The 18270-nt window shown below is 65.1% G+C and carries 17 protein-coding genes; 5 read left to right on the top strand and 12 right to left on the bottom strand.

Annotated elements, in window-relative coordinates:
- Window positions 1–152: 152 nt before the first annotated feature.
- Window positions 153–893, top strand: coding sequence for a bestrophin-like domain (locus AC1DIO_RS01110; protein WP_441487888.1), 741 nt, complete (start codon window positions 153–155; stop codon window positions 891–893).
- 26 nt (window positions 894–919) lie between these two features.
- On the opposite strand, the gene AC1DIO_RS01115 is transcribed toward AC1DIO_RS01110, so the two are convergent.
- Window positions 920–1594: a Crp/Fnr family transcriptional regulator gene (locus tag AC1DIO_RS01115; RefSeq protein ID WP_441487887.1), complete on the bottom strand. Its 675-nt coding sequence runs from the start codon at window positions 1592–1594 to the stop codon at window positions 920–922.
- Window positions 1595–1713: 119 nt separating this feature from the next.
- A complete protein-coding gene (locus tag AC1DIO_RS01120; RefSeq protein ID WP_476775354.1) occupies window positions 1714–2991 on the bottom strand; it encodes an MFS transporter in 1278 nt (425 codons plus the stop codon).
- Window positions 2992–3096: 105 nt separating this feature from the next.
- On the opposite strand from AC1DIO_RS01120, the gene AC1DIO_RS01125 reads away from it, so the two are divergent.
- A complete protein-coding gene (locus AC1DIO_RS01125) occupies window positions 3097–3573 on the top strand; it encodes a winged helix-turn-helix transcriptional regulator (protein WP_441504319.1) in 477 nt (158 codons plus the stop codon).
- Between the two features lie 39 nt (window positions 3574–3612).
- Here the strand turns inward: AC1DIO_RS01125 and AC1DIO_RS01130 are convergent, their stop codons facing one another.
- Together AC1DIO_RS01130 and AC1DIO_RS01135 are read right to left on the bottom strand one after the other, a co-directional pair.
- Window positions 3613–4206: a LysE family translocator gene (locus tag AC1DIO_RS01130; RefSeq protein WP_476853033.1), complete on the bottom strand. Its 594-nt coding sequence runs from the start codon at window positions 4204–4206 to the stop codon at window positions 3613–3615.
- Between the two features lie 126 nt (window positions 4207–4332).
- Window positions 4333–7890 (bottom strand): indolepyruvate ferredoxin oxidoreductase family protein, encoded by a 3558-nt coding sequence (locus AC1DIO_RS01135; protein WP_476853034.1) that lies wholly within the window; start codon window positions 7888–7890, stop codon window positions 4333–4335.
- Window positions 7891–8145: 255 nt separating this feature from the next.
- Here AC1DIO_RS01135 and AC1DIO_RS01140 point away from each other — a divergent pair, with 255 nt between their 5' ends.
- The gene (locus tag AC1DIO_RS01140) at window positions 8146–8796 is read left to right on the top strand and encodes a DUF1007 family protein (RefSeq protein WP_441504316.1); all 651 of its coding nucleotides are present in this window, start codon (window positions 8146–8148) and stop codon (window positions 8794–8796) included.
- Window positions 8787–9806 (top strand): nickel/cobalt transporter, encoded by a 1020-nt coding sequence (locus AC1DIO_RS01145; RefSeq protein ID WP_476853035.1) that lies wholly within the window; start codon window positions 8787–8789, stop codon window positions 9804–9806. Before AC1DIO_RS01140 ends, AC1DIO_RS01145 begins: the two co-directional genes overlap by 10 nt.
- A 44-nt stretch (window positions 9807–9850) precedes the next feature.
- Here the strand turns inward: AC1DIO_RS01145 and AC1DIO_RS01150 are convergent, their stop codons facing one another.
- The 6 genes from AC1DIO_RS01150 to AC1DIO_RS01175 form a co-directional block, all read right to left on the bottom strand.
- Complete coding sequence (locus tag AC1DIO_RS01150) at window positions 9851–10792, bottom strand: DUF6454 family protein (protein ID WP_441504314.1); 942 nt, start codon at window positions 10790–10792, stop codon at window positions 9851–9853.
- 129 nt (window positions 10793–10921) lie between these two features.
- Window positions 10922–11311, bottom strand: a complete 390-nt coding sequence (locus tag AC1DIO_RS01155; protein ID WP_441504313.1) for a nitrile hydratase accessory protein — start codon at window positions 11309–11311, stop codon at window positions 10922–10924.
- Window positions 11298–11957: a nitrile hydratase subunit beta gene (gene nthB / locus AC1DIO_RS01160; RefSeq protein ID WP_441504312.1), complete on the bottom strand. Its 660-nt coding sequence runs from the start codon at window positions 11955–11957 to the stop codon at window positions 11298–11300. Before nthB ends, AC1DIO_RS01155 begins: the two co-directional genes overlap by 14 nt.
- Window positions 11954–12583, bottom strand: a complete 630-nt coding sequence (nthA, locus tag AC1DIO_RS01165) for a nitrile hydratase subunit alpha (protein ID WP_476853036.1) — start codon at window positions 12581–12583, stop codon at window positions 11954–11956. The genes nthB and nthA overlap by 4 nt, the downstream gene beginning before the upstream one ends.
- Window positions 12584–12593: 10 nt before the next feature.
- Window positions 12594–13790: an amidase gene (locus AC1DIO_RS01170; RefSeq protein WP_476853037.1), complete on the bottom strand. Its 1197-nt coding sequence runs from the start codon at window positions 13788–13790 to the stop codon at window positions 12594–12596.
- Window positions 13791–13795: 5 nt separating this feature from the next.
- Window positions 13796–15385, bottom strand: a complete 1590-nt coding sequence (locus AC1DIO_RS01175) for a gamma-glutamyltransferase family protein (RefSeq protein WP_441487875.1) — start codon at window positions 15383–15385, stop codon at window positions 13796–13798.
- Between the two features lie 113 nt (window positions 15386–15498).
- Here AC1DIO_RS01175 and AC1DIO_RS01180 point away from each other — a divergent pair, with 113 nt between their 5' ends.
- On the top strand, window positions 15499–15738 hold the full coding sequence (locus AC1DIO_RS01180) for a hypothetical protein (protein WP_441487874.1): 240 nt from the start codon (window positions 15499–15501) through the stop codon (window positions 15736–15738).
- Window positions 15739–15754: 16 nt separating this feature from the next.
- Here AC1DIO_RS01180 and AC1DIO_RS01185 read toward each other — a convergent pair whose 3' ends face one another.
- Complete coding sequence (locus AC1DIO_RS01185; RefSeq protein WP_441487873.1) at window positions 15755–16120, bottom strand: DUF1850 domain-containing protein; 366 nt, start codon at window positions 16118–16120, stop codon at window positions 15755–15757.
- Entirely contained in the window at window positions 16117–18255 is a 2139-nt protein-coding gene (locus tag AC1DIO_RS01190; protein ID WP_441487872.1) for a TRAP transporter permease, read from the bottom strand. The genes AC1DIO_RS01185 and AC1DIO_RS01190 overlap by 4 nt, the downstream gene beginning before the upstream one ends.
- Window positions 18256–18270: the final 15 nt, after the last annotated feature.

Consider the following 18270-nt stretch of genomic DNA (forward strand, 5'->3'; position numbering starts at 1 on the left):
CCGTTCTGGAGACTTCGGCAAGCCTGAATTCGGGACCTGCCAGATCCAGCCGGCCACTCCTATTCCTAGGAGTTGCGCGAATTGACTGAGCTGTCTTCTTCGATGTTCTGAAAAACGACACCGCAAGGCAGCCACCAACCAGGCGCCGCTCCATGGATCCTTACGTCATCGGCTGCATAGCCTTTCTGTGCGTGTTCGGCGCGGCCTTGATCGGGATGTTTTTGCGCGCACGCCTGCCGGAACATCACCTGAGTCCGGAGTCCCGGGACGCCATCAAGCTTGCGACGGCAGTCGTTGGAACGCTCTCGGCGCTCGCGCTTGGCCTCTTGATCGCCTCAGCGAAACGATCATTCGACGAGGCAGGGACGGGCTTGAGAACAACGGCGGCGCGCGTACTCCTGCTCGACCGCGTCATGGCGCAGTACGGCCAGGAGACGAGGGAAACGCGGGAAACGCTCCACAAGCTTCTCGAGATCAGGTTGAGCGATGCCGGCAGCGAACGGTCGCTCGACGACGGTCTGGATATCGAAACGGTCCAGGGGGCGCTACGAAACCTGTCGCCACAAACTGACTCCCAGCGCTGGCTCCAGGCGCGCGCCCTTCAACTCAGCGGACAGATTGCGGAGGCGCGATGGATGCGCGCCGAAACGGAAGTGGGAGGATTTCCCGGCGCATTCCTGGCCATCCTCGTGTTCTGGCTCGCCTTGCTCTTCGCCTCGTTCGGTCTGTTGGCCCCGGGCAATGGAACGGTTATGGCGACTTTGTTCGTCTGCGCCTTGTCGGTGACCGGAGCGCTGGTGCTGATCATCGACATGGACCATCCCTATCTCGGCTTCATCCGGATCTCGGACGCTCCCTTGAAACAGGCATTCGAACGCCTCGGCCGAGAGTGATCAGGCATGCTGGATGGTTTGTGCTCCTAACCATCGTAACGCGCGAGCCGATCCAGATCGAGCACGGTCACCGCGCCGTGGCCGACCTCGAGCAGACCGAGGTCTGCAAGCTTAGCAAGCCCCTGATTGGCCATCTGCCGCGACATGCCGGCGAGCAGGCCGAGCTCTTCCTGCGAAATCGCGAGTGTCAGGCTCTGGCCGGGATACAGGATCGGGTTGAACAGCCAGGCAAGATTGCGGGCGAGACGGGCGGTCGAGTCCAGCATCCGCTCGGTCTCCGCCAGTGCGATGAACTGGCCGAGCCGCTCGTTGAACTGATGGACGAGGAAGCGATTGAACGCCGCACTGTGTTCGAACAGCCAGAGGAAGGTCGAGCGCCGCATCAGCGCGAGCTGGGTGTCGCGTAGCGCCACCAGATCATAACGACGCAGCTCAGCCTTGATCACCGTGCCTTCCCCGAACCAGGCCCCGGCACGCAGGCCGGCCAGCGTCGCGGATTTGCCCTCCTTCGAGGTGGTGCTCATCTTCACCAGCCCCTCGGCGACACCGGTCCAGGATTCGAGCCGGTCGCCGACATGACAGATGTAGTTGCCCTTCCCGTAGGATTTCAGGCTGATTCCGCGTCGCGCTTCCTCAAATTCTTCCGGCTTCAGGTCGCGCGACCAGGCAGCGATGCGGCGCAGGTCTTCGGGAGAGATCAAGGCATGTTCACCGCGCGTTAGAGCGGGCATGAGCCCGCAATGCCGAACCATTATGCGGCGTCATGGACGGCCAACTCAAGCCCGGCGCACCAAGCGGGGTTTGGTACGGGCTCTTCGGTTCATTCGGCCCGGATCTCTGCGGGCTCGTGCCGCCGGGTCGCCGCCCAGAACAGCAGCGCCAACAGGCTGATCGAGGCTCCCAGCACGCAGACGCCAGTCCAGCCTGCGCGGGCATGGACCATGGTTGAGGCGATCGAGCCCAGCGCGCTGCCCAGCGAATAGAAGACCATATAGCCGCCGACGAGCCGGCTTCGGGCATCGGGCCGCACCGCGAAGATCATGGTCTGGTTGGTGATATGCACGGCCTGGATCGCGAGATCGAGCAGGACAACGCCGATGATCAGGTTCCAGAGCGATGCGCTCATCGAGGCGATCGGGACCCAGGACAGCACCAGCAGGCCCAGCGAAAGACCGGTGACGCGCTGACCGAATCCTCGGTCCGCGAGGGATCCGGCACGGGCGGCAGCAAGTGCCCCCGCCAGCCCGACGAGACCGAACATCCCGATCTCGGTATGGGACAGGGAGAAAGGCGCGGTGGTGAGCGGCAGGACCAGCGACGTCCAGAACACGCTGAAACTGGCGAAGATCAACAAGGCGAGCACGGCTCGTACCCGCAGAACCGGCTCCTTGACGAACAGGTCGACGACGGACGCGAGCAGCTCCGGATAGGAGATCCTCGTCGCGGCGCGCTCATGCTTCGGCAGCACCCGGAACAACAGGAAGGCCATCAGCACGGAGAGCACGGCCGACGCCAGATAGACCAGGCGCCAGCCCCCGATATCGGCGAGCACTCCCGAAACGAACCGCGCCAGGAGAATGCCGATCACGATCCCGCTCGTGATCCTGCCCACGGTCCGCCCGCGCTCCTCGTCTGCCGCCATGCTGGCCGCAAAGGCAACGAGCACCTGCACGACGACTGCGAGCAGGCCAACTGCCACCATCCCCGCCAGCAGGACGGCTGCGCTCGGGGCCAAGCCGACGACAAGCAGTGCCAGGCCTGAGAGCAGCGCTTGCGTGCCGATCAACCGCCGACGATCGAGCAGATCGCCAAGCGGCACGATGAAGACCAGCCCGAGCGCGTAGCCAATTTGCGTCACCGTCACCACGCCGCCGATCGCGGCCGGACTGATCGCGAGATCGCGCGCCATCACATCGAGCAGCGGCTGGGCATAATAAATATTTGCCACGCTGAGGCCGCAGGCGACGGCGAAGAGCAGCGTTACCGCGTGGGAGAGGCCCTGGCGCGCGCTGGCTCCGTCTTCCTGTCCCGGGGCATTGCGGCCGCTGGGAGGCTCGACCCGGGATATGGCGGGGGTGGCTGAATTCAGAGGCTTCATTAGGTTATCCCGTGCAACATGGTTCTATAATAGAACCATGTTGCATGTAGCTGAATCCAGTCCTATTTTGGAACCGGACATCACGGGGAAGTGAGACGGAAACCGATGGTCAAACGCACCAGCCTCAGGGATGCGGATTGCCCCGTCGCCCGCGCCCTGGACGCAATCGGCGACTGGTGGTCTCTCCTGATCATTCGCGATGCGTTCAGCGACGTGCGGCGCTTCGGTGAATTCCAAAAGAGCCTCGGCGTCGCCAAGGGCATCCTCGCCGCACGGCTGCGCAATCTTGTCGAACTCGGCATTCTTGAGATCGCGCCCGCTTCGGATGGCAGCGCTTATCAGGAATATGTGCTGACGCAGAAGGGCCGCGGCCTGTTCGTCGTCGTTGCTGGATTGCGGCAATGGGGGGAGGACCAGTGCTACGAGCCGGGCGAGCCCCATTCCGCACTCATCGACAACGAAACCGGGCAGCCCGTCGGGCGCCTCGAACTGCATTCCGCCGACGGGCGGGTCCTTGGCCCGCTCAACACGACCGTGCGCTTGGCCGCACCACCGTCCACACGGCCCCATGGCGGGGCCTGAACCTGCAGTCGACCGGCCGCATTTGCCTATGGGCGAGCCTCAACGCACCAGCGCAAATGCGACCGACGCAATCAGCAGGACCGCGAAGACGATATTGATGGCCCGATTCAGCCGCGGCCGACGAAAACAGCGGGTCAGCGCCGCTCCCGTGGCGAGCCAGAGCAGATTGACCGCGGCGATGATCGCCATCAGCACCGCCGCCTTCACCAGCGCATCGGCGGCAACCCGCTCGCGCAACAGGACAAAACCGGAGAACAGCGCCGCCATCGCCGCATAGCCCTTCGGGTTGACGAGCGACAGCAGGGCACCTGCTGCGAAGGACGGTMGCTCGCCGCGTTCGCTCGCCTCGCTCAGGGGCGGCGCAGTGGCGATGCGATAGGCCAGATAGAGAAAATACCCGGCCGCAGCGACCGTCACCACTGGCGCTACGCCAGGCAGCGCCATCAGCATCCCGACCATGCCGCTGGCGGTGATCGCGATGACCGCGGCCATACCGCTGGTGATGCCGGCAGCATAGACGAGCCCCTCGCGGGCCCCGAAGGCAGCACCGGTTGCAGCCAGGCTCAATGTGGCAGGTCCGGGACTGCCCGCGAGTGCGAGCCCGGCAAGGACGAAACCGAACAACCCCTCCATGCTGCGCCTCCACTGGTGGATGAGCAGCATGTTGTCAGGCCCGGGCGGCTGAATGTCTTGAACGATCGTGCGKACCAAACCGGACGGCGGAGGTCATCCCCCTGGGACGACCCCGGTCAGGTCCGTCTACTCGGCCGCTCTCGGCATGGCCAATGCCGCAGCCGAGCCGTCACGCAGCCGGGCCAGGAGATCGGTCTCCTCGGCCTTGGCCTGCTTGAGGTGGCGTTCCTTGACATGGCCAAAACCACGGATCTTCTCCGGAATTGCCGTCAGTGCCACGCAGAGCGCATGGTTCTCCGGTGTCAGCCGGTTCACCAGCTCGCCGATCAGCGCGTCGTATTCAGCGATCAGCCGGCGCTCCATTCTGCGCTCCTCGGTACGGCCGAAGATGTCGAAGGCCGTGCCGCGCAGGCCCTTCAGTTTCGCCAGCAGGCCGAAGGCCTTCATCATCCAGGGGCCGAAGCTCATCTTCCGCGGCAGGCCGGTATGGGGATCGACCTTGGCGAGCAGAGGCGGCGCGAGATGAAACTCGTAGCGCAGCCTCTCACCCGAAGCGCTGTCCTTCTCGAAGGTGGCGGCCACCTGCTTCTGGAACGAGCCATCGGCATAGAGCCGCGCAACCTCATACTCGTCCTTGTAGGCCATCAGCTTGAAGAGATAGCGCGCCACGCTTTCGGCAAGCGCGCCCTGCCCCGGCATGACCTGCACTTCCTTGACCTGGATGCGCGCGACAAGATGGCGATAGCGCGCCGCATAGGCCGCATTCTGGTAGGCAGTGAGATAATCGACGCGACGCGCGATGATCTCTTCCAGCGTCTCGGAGAGATGCCGCGCCCGTGTCGGCGCCTTGGCCTCCGCAAGGGCAGAGATCAGAGCGTCCGGATCATGCGCCGCACGCCGGCCGAGCTCGAAGGCCTGCTTGTTCATGGCGACCGCTTCGCCGTTGAGCTCGATCGCTCGGAGCAGCGAGGCGCGCGACAGCGGCACGCCGCCGAACTGCCACGCATAACCGAGCATGAACATGTTGGCGGCAATGGCGTTGCCGAGGAAAGCGTTCGCAGCCGCCGTCGCATCGACGAGATGCGTCCGCTCACGCCCTGATGCCGAGATGATCGCCCGTTTCAGCCGCTCGATCGGCAGCGAGAAATCGGCATTGCGGGTGAAATCCCCCGGCATGCTCTCGGCCGTATTGACCACGACGATCGCGCCGTCCGGTCGTATCGCGCCAAGGACCTTCTTCGAGCCAGTGACGGTGAGATCGCAACCGAGCACCAGATCCGCCTGACCGGCGGCGACGCGAATGGCGTGAATGTCTTCGGGCCGCGGCGCGAGCTTGACATGGCTGAAGACCGCCCCGCCCTTCTGGGCAAGACCGGCCATGTCGATCATGCCGCAGCCCTTGCCCTCGAGATGCGCCGCCATGCCGAGAATGGCGCCGATCGTCACCACGCCGGTGCCGCCGACACCGGTGACAACGACCGCGAAACTGCGATCGAGGGCCGGAACCTGCGGCTCTGGAAGCTCGCCTGCGCTGAGCGCGCCGGCATCGAGCCGGCGCGGCGCCGCCTTCTTCGGCCGGGCGCCATGCACGGTAACGAAGGAGGGGCAGAAGCCCTTCACGCAGGAAAAGTCCTTGTTGCAGTTCGACTGGTCGATCTGGCGCTTGCGGCCGAACTCGGTCTCCAGCGGCTGCACCGAGACGCAGTTCGACTGCACGCCGCAATCGCCGCAGCCTTCGCAGACGAGTTCGTTGACGATCACCCGCTTGTCGGGATCGGGATAGGCGCCACGCTTKCGCCGGCGGCGCTTCTCGGTGGCGCAGGTCTGGTCGTAGAGCAGCAACGACACGCCCGGAACCTGCGCAAGCTCGCGCTGCACGGCATCGAGGTCATCGCGATGATGGATCGTCGTGCCGGCGGGCCATTGCGTGCCCGGCGGGTATTTGTCCGGTTCGTCGCTGACCACCGCGACGCGATGCACGCCTTCCGCTGCGATCTGGCGGGCCATCTGGTCGGGCGTCAGATGCCCTTCCGCCTGCTGGCCGCCGGTCATGGCGACCGCATCGTTATAGAGCAGCTTGTAGGTGACGTTGACGCCAGCAGCGACCGCCCAGCGGATCGCGAGCGAGCCGGAATGTGTATAGGTGCCGTCGCCGAGATTCTGGAAAACGTGCTGGCGCGTCGAGAACGGCGCTTCGCCGATCCAGTTCGCGCCTTCTCCGCCCATCTGGGTGAAGCCTGCAGTGCTCCGGTCCATCCACTGCACCATGTAATGGCAGCCGATGCCCGCATAGGCGCGCGAGCCTTCGGGCACCACGGTGGAACTGTTATGCGGGCAGCCCGAGCAGTAATAGGGCGTGCGCTTGGCGATATCCTGCGCCTCGGCGAGGCGCCCCTGCGCCTGGGCGATCTCCTCGAGCCGGCCCCGTAGCACAGGGTCGTCCTTGTATTGCAGCAGCCGCGCGCCAAGCGCGATCGCGACGTCGTTGGGATCGAGCGCGCCATGGACCGGAAAGAGCCATTCGCCCTTCTCGTCCTTCTTGCCGATCACCATCGGCTGGTGCTTGGAGCCATAGAGCTCCTCGCGGACCTGCACCTCGATCAGCGAGCGCTTTTCCTCGACCACCATGACGAGATCGAGCTTTGAGGCAAAATCCTTCAACTCGCTCGGATCGATCGGCCAGGGACAGGCGACCTTGAACAGCCGGATGCCGAGGTCATTGGCGCGAACCTCATCGATGCCGAGGTCTTCCATCGCCTGGCGGACATCGAGATAGGATTTTCCGACGGTGATGATGCCGATGCGCGGCTTCTTCCCCCCGGATGTGATGGTCTGGTTGAGCTTGTTGGCACGCAGATAGGCAAGCATCGCGGCGCGCTTGTGGATATGCAGCCGCTTCTCCTGATCGACGAAATCCAGCTCGCGGCGGATGCTCAACCCGCCCGGCGGCATGATGAAATCGTCCGGCGTCACGATCTTGACCCGGTCGACCGAGCCATCGACGGAGGCCGTCGACTCGATATTGTCCTTCACGCATTTGATGCCGACCCAGACCGAGGCAAAGCGCGAGAGCGCGATGCCGTGCAGGGAATAATCCATGATCTCCTGAACACCGGCCGGGTTCAGGATCGGCATCATCCGGTCGACGAAGACGAACTCGGTCTGATGCGCATTGGTGGACGATTCAGCGGTGTGGTCGTCGCCCATCAGGCAGATGACGCCGCCATGGGGCGAGGTGCCGGCCATGTTGCCATGGCGGAAGACGTCGCCGCTGCGGTCTACGCCCGGGCCCTTGCCGTACCAGAGCGCGAAGACGCCGTCATGCTTGCCTTCGCCCTGCAGCTCGGCCTGCTGCGTGCCCCAGACCGCGGTCGCGGCCAGATCCTCGTTCAGCCCCGGCTGGAAGACGATATCGGAGGCCTTGAGCTGTTTGCCGGCCCGTAGCAATTGCTGGTCGAGCCCTCCCAGCGGCGAGCCGCGATAGCCCGAAACGAAGCCCGCCGTGTTCAGGCCGGCGCGGCGGTCGCGCTCGCGCTGGACCATCAGCATGCGGGCGATCGCCTGCGTTCCGGTCAGGAATATCTGCTGTTTCGAAAGGTCGTATTTGTCGTCCAGCGCGACCTCGCGCAACAGGCCGGCCTCGGCCAGGTCTGCGGTGCCGGATTTCTGTTCCATCTCGGCCATGGCCGACCTCCCCGATCGTCCCGTTACGGCAGAATGGGGCCAGTTGGTCCGGCCTCCAACTTGATATTATGTCAGTAATGCTGACATATCGCCTCGTTACGGTCAATCACCCTGGGATCGTTCCAGAATGCGCCGCGATTTGGCCCCCTTTGCGAGTGATGGGTGGGCTTGAACCGGCCTTGGCATCGGCCGCCGTTTACGGTTGGTTAACCATGTCGGGCCAGCTTCGCCGCTGAAATCGAGGGATTCCCTGTCGTGACCCGATGCCGCCGCGGCCTTCTCATTCTCGCCGGACTTGCGGCCTGGTTCGGGTTCACCGGCCTCGCGGCCGCGCATCCCCATGTCTTCGTCAGTGCGCGCACCGAGATCATCTACGCCCCCGACGGCAGCGTGAAGGCTCTGAAGCATATCTGGAGTTTTGACGAGGCCTATTCCGCCTTCATCACGCAGGGGCTCGACAAGAATGGCGACGGCAAGCTCACGCCCGACGAGCTGACGGAGCTCGCCAAGGTCAACATGGAATCCCTGCCCGATGTCGGCTTCTTCACCATCGCCAAGGCGAACGGCAAGGTGCAGGCCTTCGGCGAGCCAAGCGAGGCTGCGCTCGCCTTCGAGAACAAGATCCTGACCTTGACCTATGTCCTGCCCCTCAAGCAGCCAGCCACCGCCAATCGGTCCTTCGGCATCGAGATCGGTGACCCGACCTATTTCGTCGCCTTCGACATCGCCGAGGCCGCTGACGCCGTGATCGCGCGCGATGCACCCAAGGGCTGCGTCGTCCGCATCGCTCGTCCGCCCAAACTCGACGCTGCCGTCCAGCAGAAGCTCGCGCAGGAAGACATCACAGCCCAGCCCGACATGAGCGGATACCAGGTCACGACGCGCGCGCTGGTCGCATGTCCCTGAGTCTCGCGCGTTCGACATCGCTACGCCTGCCGATCGTCTCGCGTCGGCTCGCCCTGATGGCCCTCGCGCTTCTGGCCGTTGCCGGCACCCTTGCCGTGCTGGCCAATGTGATTGCCAGCGTAAGCCCACCACCGCCCCCGCCACCGCGCAACCCCTTCGGGACTGCCCTGCCCCGCGAGGCCCTGCCTTCGACGACGGGCATCGGCGCGCTGCTCCTGTCCTGGCAATCGGCCTTCTATCGCGAACTCACCGCGACGCTGAAGGCGATCCACGCCAGCGGCGCAGCCCTGCCCGGCTTGCTTGCTCTGGCCTTCGGCTATGGCGTCTTTCATGCAGCCGGCCCCGGCCACGGCAAGGCAGTGATCTCCGGCTATATCGTCGCCGATAATCGCAGCCTCAGGCGTGGCCTCGCCTTGAGCTTTGCCGCCGCGATCCTCCAGGCGCTGGTCGCCATTGCACTGGTCCTGACCCTGACGATCGCCTTGAGAACGACCGCTGCGACCATGAGCGCGACGACGACGCTGATCGAGCAGGCGAGTTTCGCGCTGGTCGGGCTGGTCGGACTATGGGTGCTTTGGCGCAAGGCCGGGGCGCTGCTCGCCCTGTCGGGCGATGCCGCCGCCCATGATCCGGCCTGCGACCATGTTCACATGCCCGGTCCCGACGAGATCGCCCGATTGCGCGGCTGGCGTGAGATGGCCGGCGTGGTTTTCGCGGCCGGCCTGCGTCCTTGCGCCGGCGCTCTCATTATTCTCGTCTTCGCCTTCTCGCAGGGGCTGCTCTGGGCCGGCATCGCCGCGACCTTCGCCATGGCGCTCGGCACGGCCCTGACCACGGGAGCGCTTGCTGCGCTCGCGGTCTTCTTCAAGTTCGCAGCCCTGAAACTGGCCGGAGGCAGCAGCCTGCGCGGAGCAAGAGTGATCGCAGGGCTCGAACTGCTCGCCGCCGCTTTCGTCGCCGTGCTGGGCGCAGCACTCTTCCTCGGACTCTGGGTGACCCAGGGAAGCTGAGCCCCCGATGCCGCCGCGCTTGCGTCCGTTTTGCTTCGTCGCCCTTACTTGGCCGTCGCCTCGTAGGTGAAGAGCACCGACTTGTCGTCATCCGGGATGAAATGGGCCCGCACGCCGTCAGCAGTCGGCTCGACCCAGAACGGGTTCTGCGTCATCGGCAATCCAGACGGCGACCAGAGCTCGATCGGTACCTGATAGACGGGCCGATTATCCCTGAGGTCGACGATCTCGAACCCGCCGAGGCGAAAGATCGGTCCGTCTTTCGTCGCGCGATAGGCGTTGAGGCCGGAGCAGAGCATCCGGCTCATGCCGATATAGTGGCAGTCCTGATAGTCGATATAGAGCGCGGGATTGATGACCCGCAGTTGTTCAGGCGCCACGTCTGGATTGGTCACCCGGCCCTCGCCGTCCAGGGTCCATTTGTAGAAGCGGCGCGAACCCCAGCTTACCCCATGCAGCGATTTGTCGTCGGTATTGTGGACGATGCCGCCGATATGGTCCTTGAAGCGCAGCACCTCGGTCGCCTTCAGCGTCTCCGGATCGACCTTGTAGACGATCGACTGACTATTCGGCCGATACTCGGCAACCGTCACCCAGATATGCTTGCCATCGAAGTCGATCCCGCCGGGGTGGTACATCGAGCCCTCGCCGAGCGTGATGCTGGCCAGGAGCTTCCCCTCGGCATCGACCTTGAAGAGATGGCCGACGCCCTCGCCGGTATCACGATCATAGCCATCGCGGGGTTCGGAGAAGCGGGTCGTCGGCTTCGTGATCTCGACCGAGGAGACGAAGAAGGCATCGCCGATCTTCAGCATGCCTTGCGGGTGATGTGTCGGGAATTGCAGCGGAACGGCAGCTTTCTGCGTCCATTGCGTGTTGCGGGTGAGCTTTTCGATACGCCCGTTGAGGGCCGGATCGGCCGCATGGGCAGGCGCGGTCAGCAACAAACCGGCAAGGCCGACCAGGCAAGTCATCGTCTTTTTCATCAGGGCCTCCCAGACCGCATGTTTCTCCGAAAGCAGAGCCGATGCCGATCGCGATGTCGTCCCCTATCCAGCGCCCGACAAACTCATGTGACAAGTCCACGCCGCAGTGATGCCGAAGCGTTGCGCGCCTCAGCTCACGCGCTGCGGGTCGTTCTCCAGCAGGATCGGCTTGCCATGCGGCGTCGCCTCGGCCGCGCGCTCCCAGGACGCCGCGAGCGCTTCGACGCCCTCATGCGAGGCCAGCCCCTTGGCGATCAGGAGATGCTCCAGCGCCTCGCACCAGCGTTCGTAATAATCGGAACCGTCGCGGCAGCCGCCGGCCGCGACCGCCTCCCGGATTTCGGCCCCGAGGGCTTGCGCCCATTCCTGCGCGGAAAAGATGCCCCGGTTCTGCAGCGCAACGACCAGCGCAAAGGCCTGGGCCTGCCAGGGTTCCGCAAAGACCGGCCCTTCCGCATCGCGCGGGATCGGCGTGCCCGCTGCGAGCGCATCGGCAAGGGCTGCGTCAGGCCGGTTCAAGATAGCTCTCCCACGCCTCGACGCTGACGCTGGACGTCGGGTCCGCATCGCGGCCCCAGAGTTCGGGGCCACTGAAGACCACGGTATAGAGCCATTGCGCTGTTTCCGGTGCACCATGGGCGCCGGTATCGGGGAAGACGTGGTTGCCGCGGATTGCCTCGATCCGGCCGAGCTTGCCGCGGGCATAGCGTGGCAGGCGAGTATGGCCGGCCGGGTGCATCACGATGGCGCGCACACGATCGCCGACAGCAAACAGCGCCGACGCCGAAGCCTCGCGCTCATAGGGAAAGCCACGCCGCAACACGGCTGGGACATCTGCGCCGTTCAGCACCCGTTTAGGCGTCGTCCCTGCCCCTGCGGATGTCCCGCTGTCCATCTCGGCCGGCGTCGCAAAGCCGTGCCGCTGCAGCACCGTCCGCAACCCTTCGTACCAGATCTCGTAATAGGAGAAGGAAAGGTAATCTGCCGGCGGGATGCTCTCGCGCGCATGCCGGATCTCGTCGATGGTCCAGTGCCCCATGGCGCCTGCCGCGACGTTCAGCGCGAGCATGCGGCTCTCCCATCCGCCATGGAAGACCGGCTCGTTCGGCTCCGGCATAACGGGCCCGAAGCCCATTTGGCCGCCGAGATCCTGCCCGCCATTCATGCTGACGCTCCCGCCTTCGGCAACCCGACGCCGATCATCGAATCCCGCGTGACGATGCCGGCAAGCCTCTCCTMGTCCCAGCCCTCGGTACCGGCAGGGCGCTGCGGGATGACGAGGAAGCGCGTCTCGGCGGTTGAATCCCAAACCCGGATGCGCTGGCCCGCGGGCAGCGTCACGCCAAAATCGGCCAGCACGCCGCGCGGATCGATGACGGCGCGCGAGCGATAGGGCGGCGACTTGTACCAGACCGGCGGCAGGCCGAGCACCGGCCACGGATAGCAGGAGCACAGCGTGCAGACGATCAGATTGTGCTCGTCGGGAGTGTTGAACACCGCAACGATATGCTCCCCGCCACGGCCGCCATAGCCGAGCTCGGCGACGGCCGCCGTGCCGTCCTGCCTGAGCCGTTCTGCGAAAGCGGGGTCCGTCCAGGCCTTCGCCACGACCAGCGCGCCATTGCGCGGGCCGACCTTGGTCTCGTAGGTCTCGACAATGGCATCGAGCGCCGCCGGGTCGACATAGCCCTTGGCGACGAGGAGCGTTTCCAGCGCCTTCACCCGCGCCTCGATCGGCGTGAAGTGATTGTCATGGTCGTGATGATGGTGGTGGTGATCGTGCCCGCTCATGGCAGCCTCCTCACGCAATCCTGATCCGTGCCGCCCGCTCGAACTTGACGGCGAAATGCACAAGCGACTTGTCCGAGCCCTTCGGCCCGATCAGAGACAGGCCGAGCGGCGCCTCGTCGCGCTGGGCCGCCGGAATCGTCACCTGCGGAAAGCCGGAGAGCCCGGACAGGCAGAGTAGCCGCAGTGCCCGGTTGCGGAAATCCTCCAGCTCGCCTTCGGTCGCGCTGACCAGCGGCGCGATATCCGGCACCGTCGGCAGGATCAAGACACCGTCCGAGCCCAGCAGCCGCGCAAGCTTGGCCCGGAAGGCCTTGCGCAGACTTTCGCCCTTGGCGTAGTCCTCGTCACTCACTGATTTCGCAAAGGCGAAGCGCTCGGAGACGCCCGGTCCGAGCGGCGGATGGAACCGCTCGATCATCACGCCGTCGGCGTTCCAGGCATCGCGCCCTTGCACCCAGCGGAACGCCCAATAGAGCGCATCGATATCGCGCGCGACCTTGACGGTCTCGGGCTGACCCATCAGCGGCATCGCGCGCTGCACGACATTGCGCAGCACATTCTCGGCATCCGGCGTCGCTTGCGCAAACATGTCCTGTGCCAGCAGGAGACGCGGGATCTCCGGCAGGACCGACCGATCCTTGCCGAGCACGACATCGGCGACGCGGGCAAAGGTCTTGCCGTCGCGCGCGAACCAGCCCGGTGTATCCAGGCTCTCGGCCAGCGGCCAGGTCCGCTTCAGTGAAAGTCGGCCATGTGTCGGCCTGATGCCGAACAGCCCACCATAGCTCGCCGGCGCGCGGACAGAGCCGCCCGTGTCGGAGCCAAGCGCGATATCGGCAAGCTTGCCGGCAACGGCCGCCATCGAGCCCGAGGACGAGCCGCCGGTGATGCGGTCGGGCGCAGCCGGATTGATCGGCGCGCCGAAATGCGCGTTCTTGCCATTCATCGAAAAGGCGAGTTCGTCGGTGATCGTCTTGCCGACGAATCGAGCCCCGGCATCCAGCAGCGCCTTCACGATCGGCGCCGTCTTGGTCTTGATCCCCGACTGCGCCAGCACCGTCGGCGAACCCGCCCCCGTGGGGTAGCCCTTAACGTCGAACAGGTCCTTGACCGCGAGCGTCAGTCCGGCGAGCGGGCCATCCGGCGCGTTCTTAACCGGCGCGTCCGGATAGGGCATGAAACAGCGGAAGGGATCGTCCTTGACCATCAAGCTCAAACTCCCCTCGCATCGCCATCGGAGCGCGGATCATGCGTCGCTTCGACATGGCCCTTCTGATGTTTCACCAGCATGCCGGCATGGCCGAAGCTGTCGGCATAGGCTTCGCTGTACTCCTCGACCGGGTGGCCGGCGGCAGTGAGCCTCGCGAGCAGCATCGGATCGAACCGGCTTTCCAGCTTGAGCGAAAGCGAACCGGCACCCCAGGTCTTGCCGAAGAGCCAGCGCGGCGCATCGACTGCGGTCGCGGGATTCTGGCCGAACCGATAGCGCGTCAGGATCTGCGCCTGGAACTGCGGCTGGCCGTCGCCGCCCATCGCGCCATAGGATACCACGCGCCCGTCATCGAAGCGGGCGAGCGGCGGATTCAACGTGTGGAAGGGCTTGCGGCCCGGCGCCAGCGGATTCAGCGCGGCCTTGTCGAGCGAGAAGGAGACGCCGCGATTCTGCCAGTGGATGCCGGTCTTGGGCAGGACGCATCCCGAGCCATATTCCCAATAGATCGATTGGATATAGGAGACGGCGAGCCCGTTGCCGTCGATCGCGCCCATCCAGACCGTGTCGCCCTCGCGCGGCGCGAAGGGCCAGCTCGCGGCCCGCTTGCGATCGATCGCCGCCGCCTCGCGGGCGAGGACCGGATCCGTGAGGAAGCTCGCAGGATCCGCCTTCATGTGGGCCGGATCGGTGATCTGCCGATCGCGGATGGCAAAGGCTCGCTTGGTCGCTTCGACCAGCCCGTGATGATGGTCAAAACCCTCCGCCCGCGTCACGCCGAGCTTCTCGAAGATGCCGAGGATCAACAGCGAGGCGAGCCCCTGGGTCGGAGGCGGGAAGTTATAGACGGTCAGACCCGGCAGCTTCAGCGACAGCGGCTGCACCATGCGCGCCTTGAAGCCCGCGAGATCCGCCCGCGTAACCGGCGCGCCGATCGCATCGAGATCGGCGCCGATCTCCCTACCGATATCGCCGCGGTAGAAATCATCGAGCCCGGCATCGGCAAGCTGCTTGAAGGTCCCGCCGAGCGCGTCCGGCTTCCGGCGCGCACCGGCTGTCGGCCGTTCGCCGCCCGGCCAGAAGAAACTCGAGAAACCCGGTGCAAGCTTGGTGGCCTCGGCCTCCTGCGGCCAGGTCCGCAACTCCGAATCCGAGACGGCATAACCGGCGTCGCAATGAGTGATCGCATCGGCGAGCAGATCGCGCACCGGCATTTTCCCGCCGAGTGCCTTCGCCAGCTCCAGAGCGGCCTGCCAACCGCCGACCGCACCGGCAACCGTCACCGCCGCATCGGCGCCGCGCGAGGGGATGCTGTCATGTCCCTTCTCGCGATAGCGTTCGATTGTCGCCAATGCGCCCGCCGGGCCGCAGGCCTCGATCGCATGCACCTTGCCGCCAGGCTCGTGCACCAGCCAGAATCCGTCGCCGCCGATGGCGTTCATATGCGGGTAGACCACGGCAATGGTCGCCGCCATCGCCACCATGGCCTCGATCGCATTGCCCCCCTCGGCGAGAACAGCGCGTCCGGCTTCCGAAGCAAGACGATGCGGCGCAGCAGCGGCCCCGGTCGAGAAAACAGGCGTATCGATCATCGAGGGGTTTTCAATCCAGCGGGGAGCAACCATTTGCCGAGTGGCGCGATTTTGTTGCATGCCGGCAGCGCGTCGGCTAGGTCGTAGCGCGCATGAATTCTCAAGGAACGAACATGGCTGAAGAGCGTGGCACCTGGCGTACCCTGATCATGGTGATCTCGCTGGGCATCCTGATCGCTGTCGAACTCTTCGGCGTCGCGCTGGCATCGGGCTGGGCCCTCGCCGGGCTTTTCGAGCTCGGCCATATCGTCGGCTATATTCTGATGGCTCTGTTCTCGGGCTTCGCGGCCTACGGGATGCTCGCCTTCATGCGTCGCGTGTTCAAGTTCGAGCATATCGGCGAGCGCCACTGAACTCAGCCACACGGCCTCAGCCGCAGGGTTTGAGAACGACCGGATCGGCCTCTTCGGGCAGATAGCTGCCCATTGGCCGGCAAGCTGCCCCGACACAGATCGTCCAGTCCGCCGTCGCGCCCGAGCGCCGCATCACGACCTCGGGGAGTGCCGGCAAGGCCGGTGTCCAGCGCCAGAAGCCGTCGCGCAATCTCGCGCCGTCGGGCGGGTCCATGCCGGCTCCTGATCCTTCGATGCGGGCCTCGACGAGCCGCAGACCGTCTGGCGTCTCCCTCCAGACCTCTTCCCACAGCGTCTTCTGTACCGAATGCCGCCAGCCGAGCGTGATCTCGTCGGCGCCGAGCGCGACGACGAGTGCGCCGGCCGCCAGGCACAGGCTCACGCTGTGCTGCTCGCCCGCTGGCCGCGCGTCTCCCTCCAGTGGCGTGCAACCAACGCGGCAGCGAGCAGATAGCCGAGCGCGTCGCTATAGGCGAACTCTCCGAACAGGAACACCGCAGCCACGAAGGCGAGGATGCGTTCCGTCACGTTGAGACGGTCGAACAGATAGCCGATGGCAACGATCCCGAAGAGACCGATGGCGACGCTGGCCTTGAAAACGGCGTAGATCACCGAAGGCCAGAAGCCGATCACGGCCGACATCGGATCGCCCTGTTGCAGCATCAGTGCCGGCGAATAGACCGCGATGAAGGGGATGACGTAGCCCGCAAGCGCCACCCGCATCGCCTCCCAGCCAATCTTGTCCGGATTTTCCTTCGCAATCGGCGCTGCCGCGAGCGCCGCCAGGGCCACGGGCGGCGAGAGATCGGCCATGATGCCGTAATAGAACGCGAACATGTGGCTCACGATCAGCGGTACGCCGAGTTGCTCCAGCGCAGGGGCCGCCAAGGCTGCCACGATGATGTAGGTCGGGATCGTCGGGATCCCGGTGCCGAGCAGGATCGACAGGATCATCGTCAGGACCAATGCCAGGAACAGGCTGGTCTTGCCGAGCCCGATGACCCAGGCGCCGAAGGTCGTGCCGATGCCCGTCTGCGTCATCAGGCCGATGATGGTTCCAACGATCGCGCACGCGATGCCAACAGGCAGCGCGGTCTTGGCCGCATCGGCCAGCGCATTGCGGCAGATCACCAGCGTGGCGCGACCGCCGATGGTGAGGGCGTTCAGGGCGATCAAACCGGCGATCAGCCCTGCGACAACCCTGACGTCCATCCCGTTGCGCAGCAGCGCACCCGCAATCAGGCCGAGGCCCACCCAGAAGATCACCCGCAGCGTCATCGTCTTGAACCCGAGCGCGACACCGGTGCCCAGCAGCAGGCCAACGGTCAGCGCTAGACCGATCGTGCCGGCGAAGAGCGGGGTGAAGCCGTGGAACAGCATGAAGACCAGCACGGCGAGCGGCAGCGCCAGATACCAGCGCTCGCGCAGGGCCTTGAGCGGGCTGGGCAGCAAGCGCCGCTCGATGCCTTTGAGGCCGTGTTTGCCTGCCTCGAGATGCACCATCCAGAACGCCGAGGCGAAATAGAGCACTGCCGGGATTGCTGCGGCCTTGACGATCTCCGAATAATCCACGCCCAGCGTCTCGGCCATGATGAAGGCGGCCGCCCCCATCACGGGCGGCATGATCTGCCCGCCCATCGAGGCAGTGGCTTCGACTCCGGCGGCGAAGGCGCGCCGATAGCCGAACTTGATCATGAGCGGGATCGTGAACTGCCCGACCGTGACGACATTCGCGACACCCGAGCCCGAGATCATGCCCATCAGGCCGGAGGAGAACACCGCGACCTTGGCGGGGCCCCCACGCGCGCTGCCGAAGAGCCCAAGCGAAACGTCATTGAAGAGGTGGATCATCCCGGCCTTCTCCAGGAAGGAGCCGAAGACGATGAAGAGGAAGATATAGGTCGCCGACACATAGGTCGGCACGCCGTAGAACCCCTCAGTGCCGAAGGACAGATGGCCGATGATCTGATCGAAACCGTAGCCGCGATGATTGAGCGGCGACGGCAGGTACTGGCCGAAGAACCAGTAAAGCAGGCACACACCGCACATGATCGGCAGGGCATTGCCCATCAGCCGCCGCGCGGCCTCGAAGATGAGAACGATCAGCAGCGTTCCAACCACGAGATCGGCGGTCGAGGGATCGCCATCGCGCAGGATCAGATCGGCGTAGAAGACGAGCTGATAGAGGCCGACACCGAAACCGATGACACCCAGCGCCCAGCCAGCCCAGCGCCCTGCATTGGTCTTCGCCTTGAAATTGGCGACGAGGCCGAAACTGAGCAGCAGAAGGAAGCCGACATGGACGCCGCGCACCGCCTGGCTCGGCAGCACATGCCAGGCTGAGATCGCGATCTGGAAACAGGCGAATGCGAGCGCGACGGCATAGGCTAGCAAGCCCCAGCGGCCGGGCCCGAAACCCGGCGGAAAGCCGTGCTCGAAATTGTCGAGCGCCGCATTCTCGACCGGCGTTTCGCTCGCGCCCGAAAGCGCGTGCAGTTGGTCCGTCTGACTCGTCATCGCGTCGCATATCCC

This window comes from Allobosea sp. 05T439, from assembly GCF_056396005.1.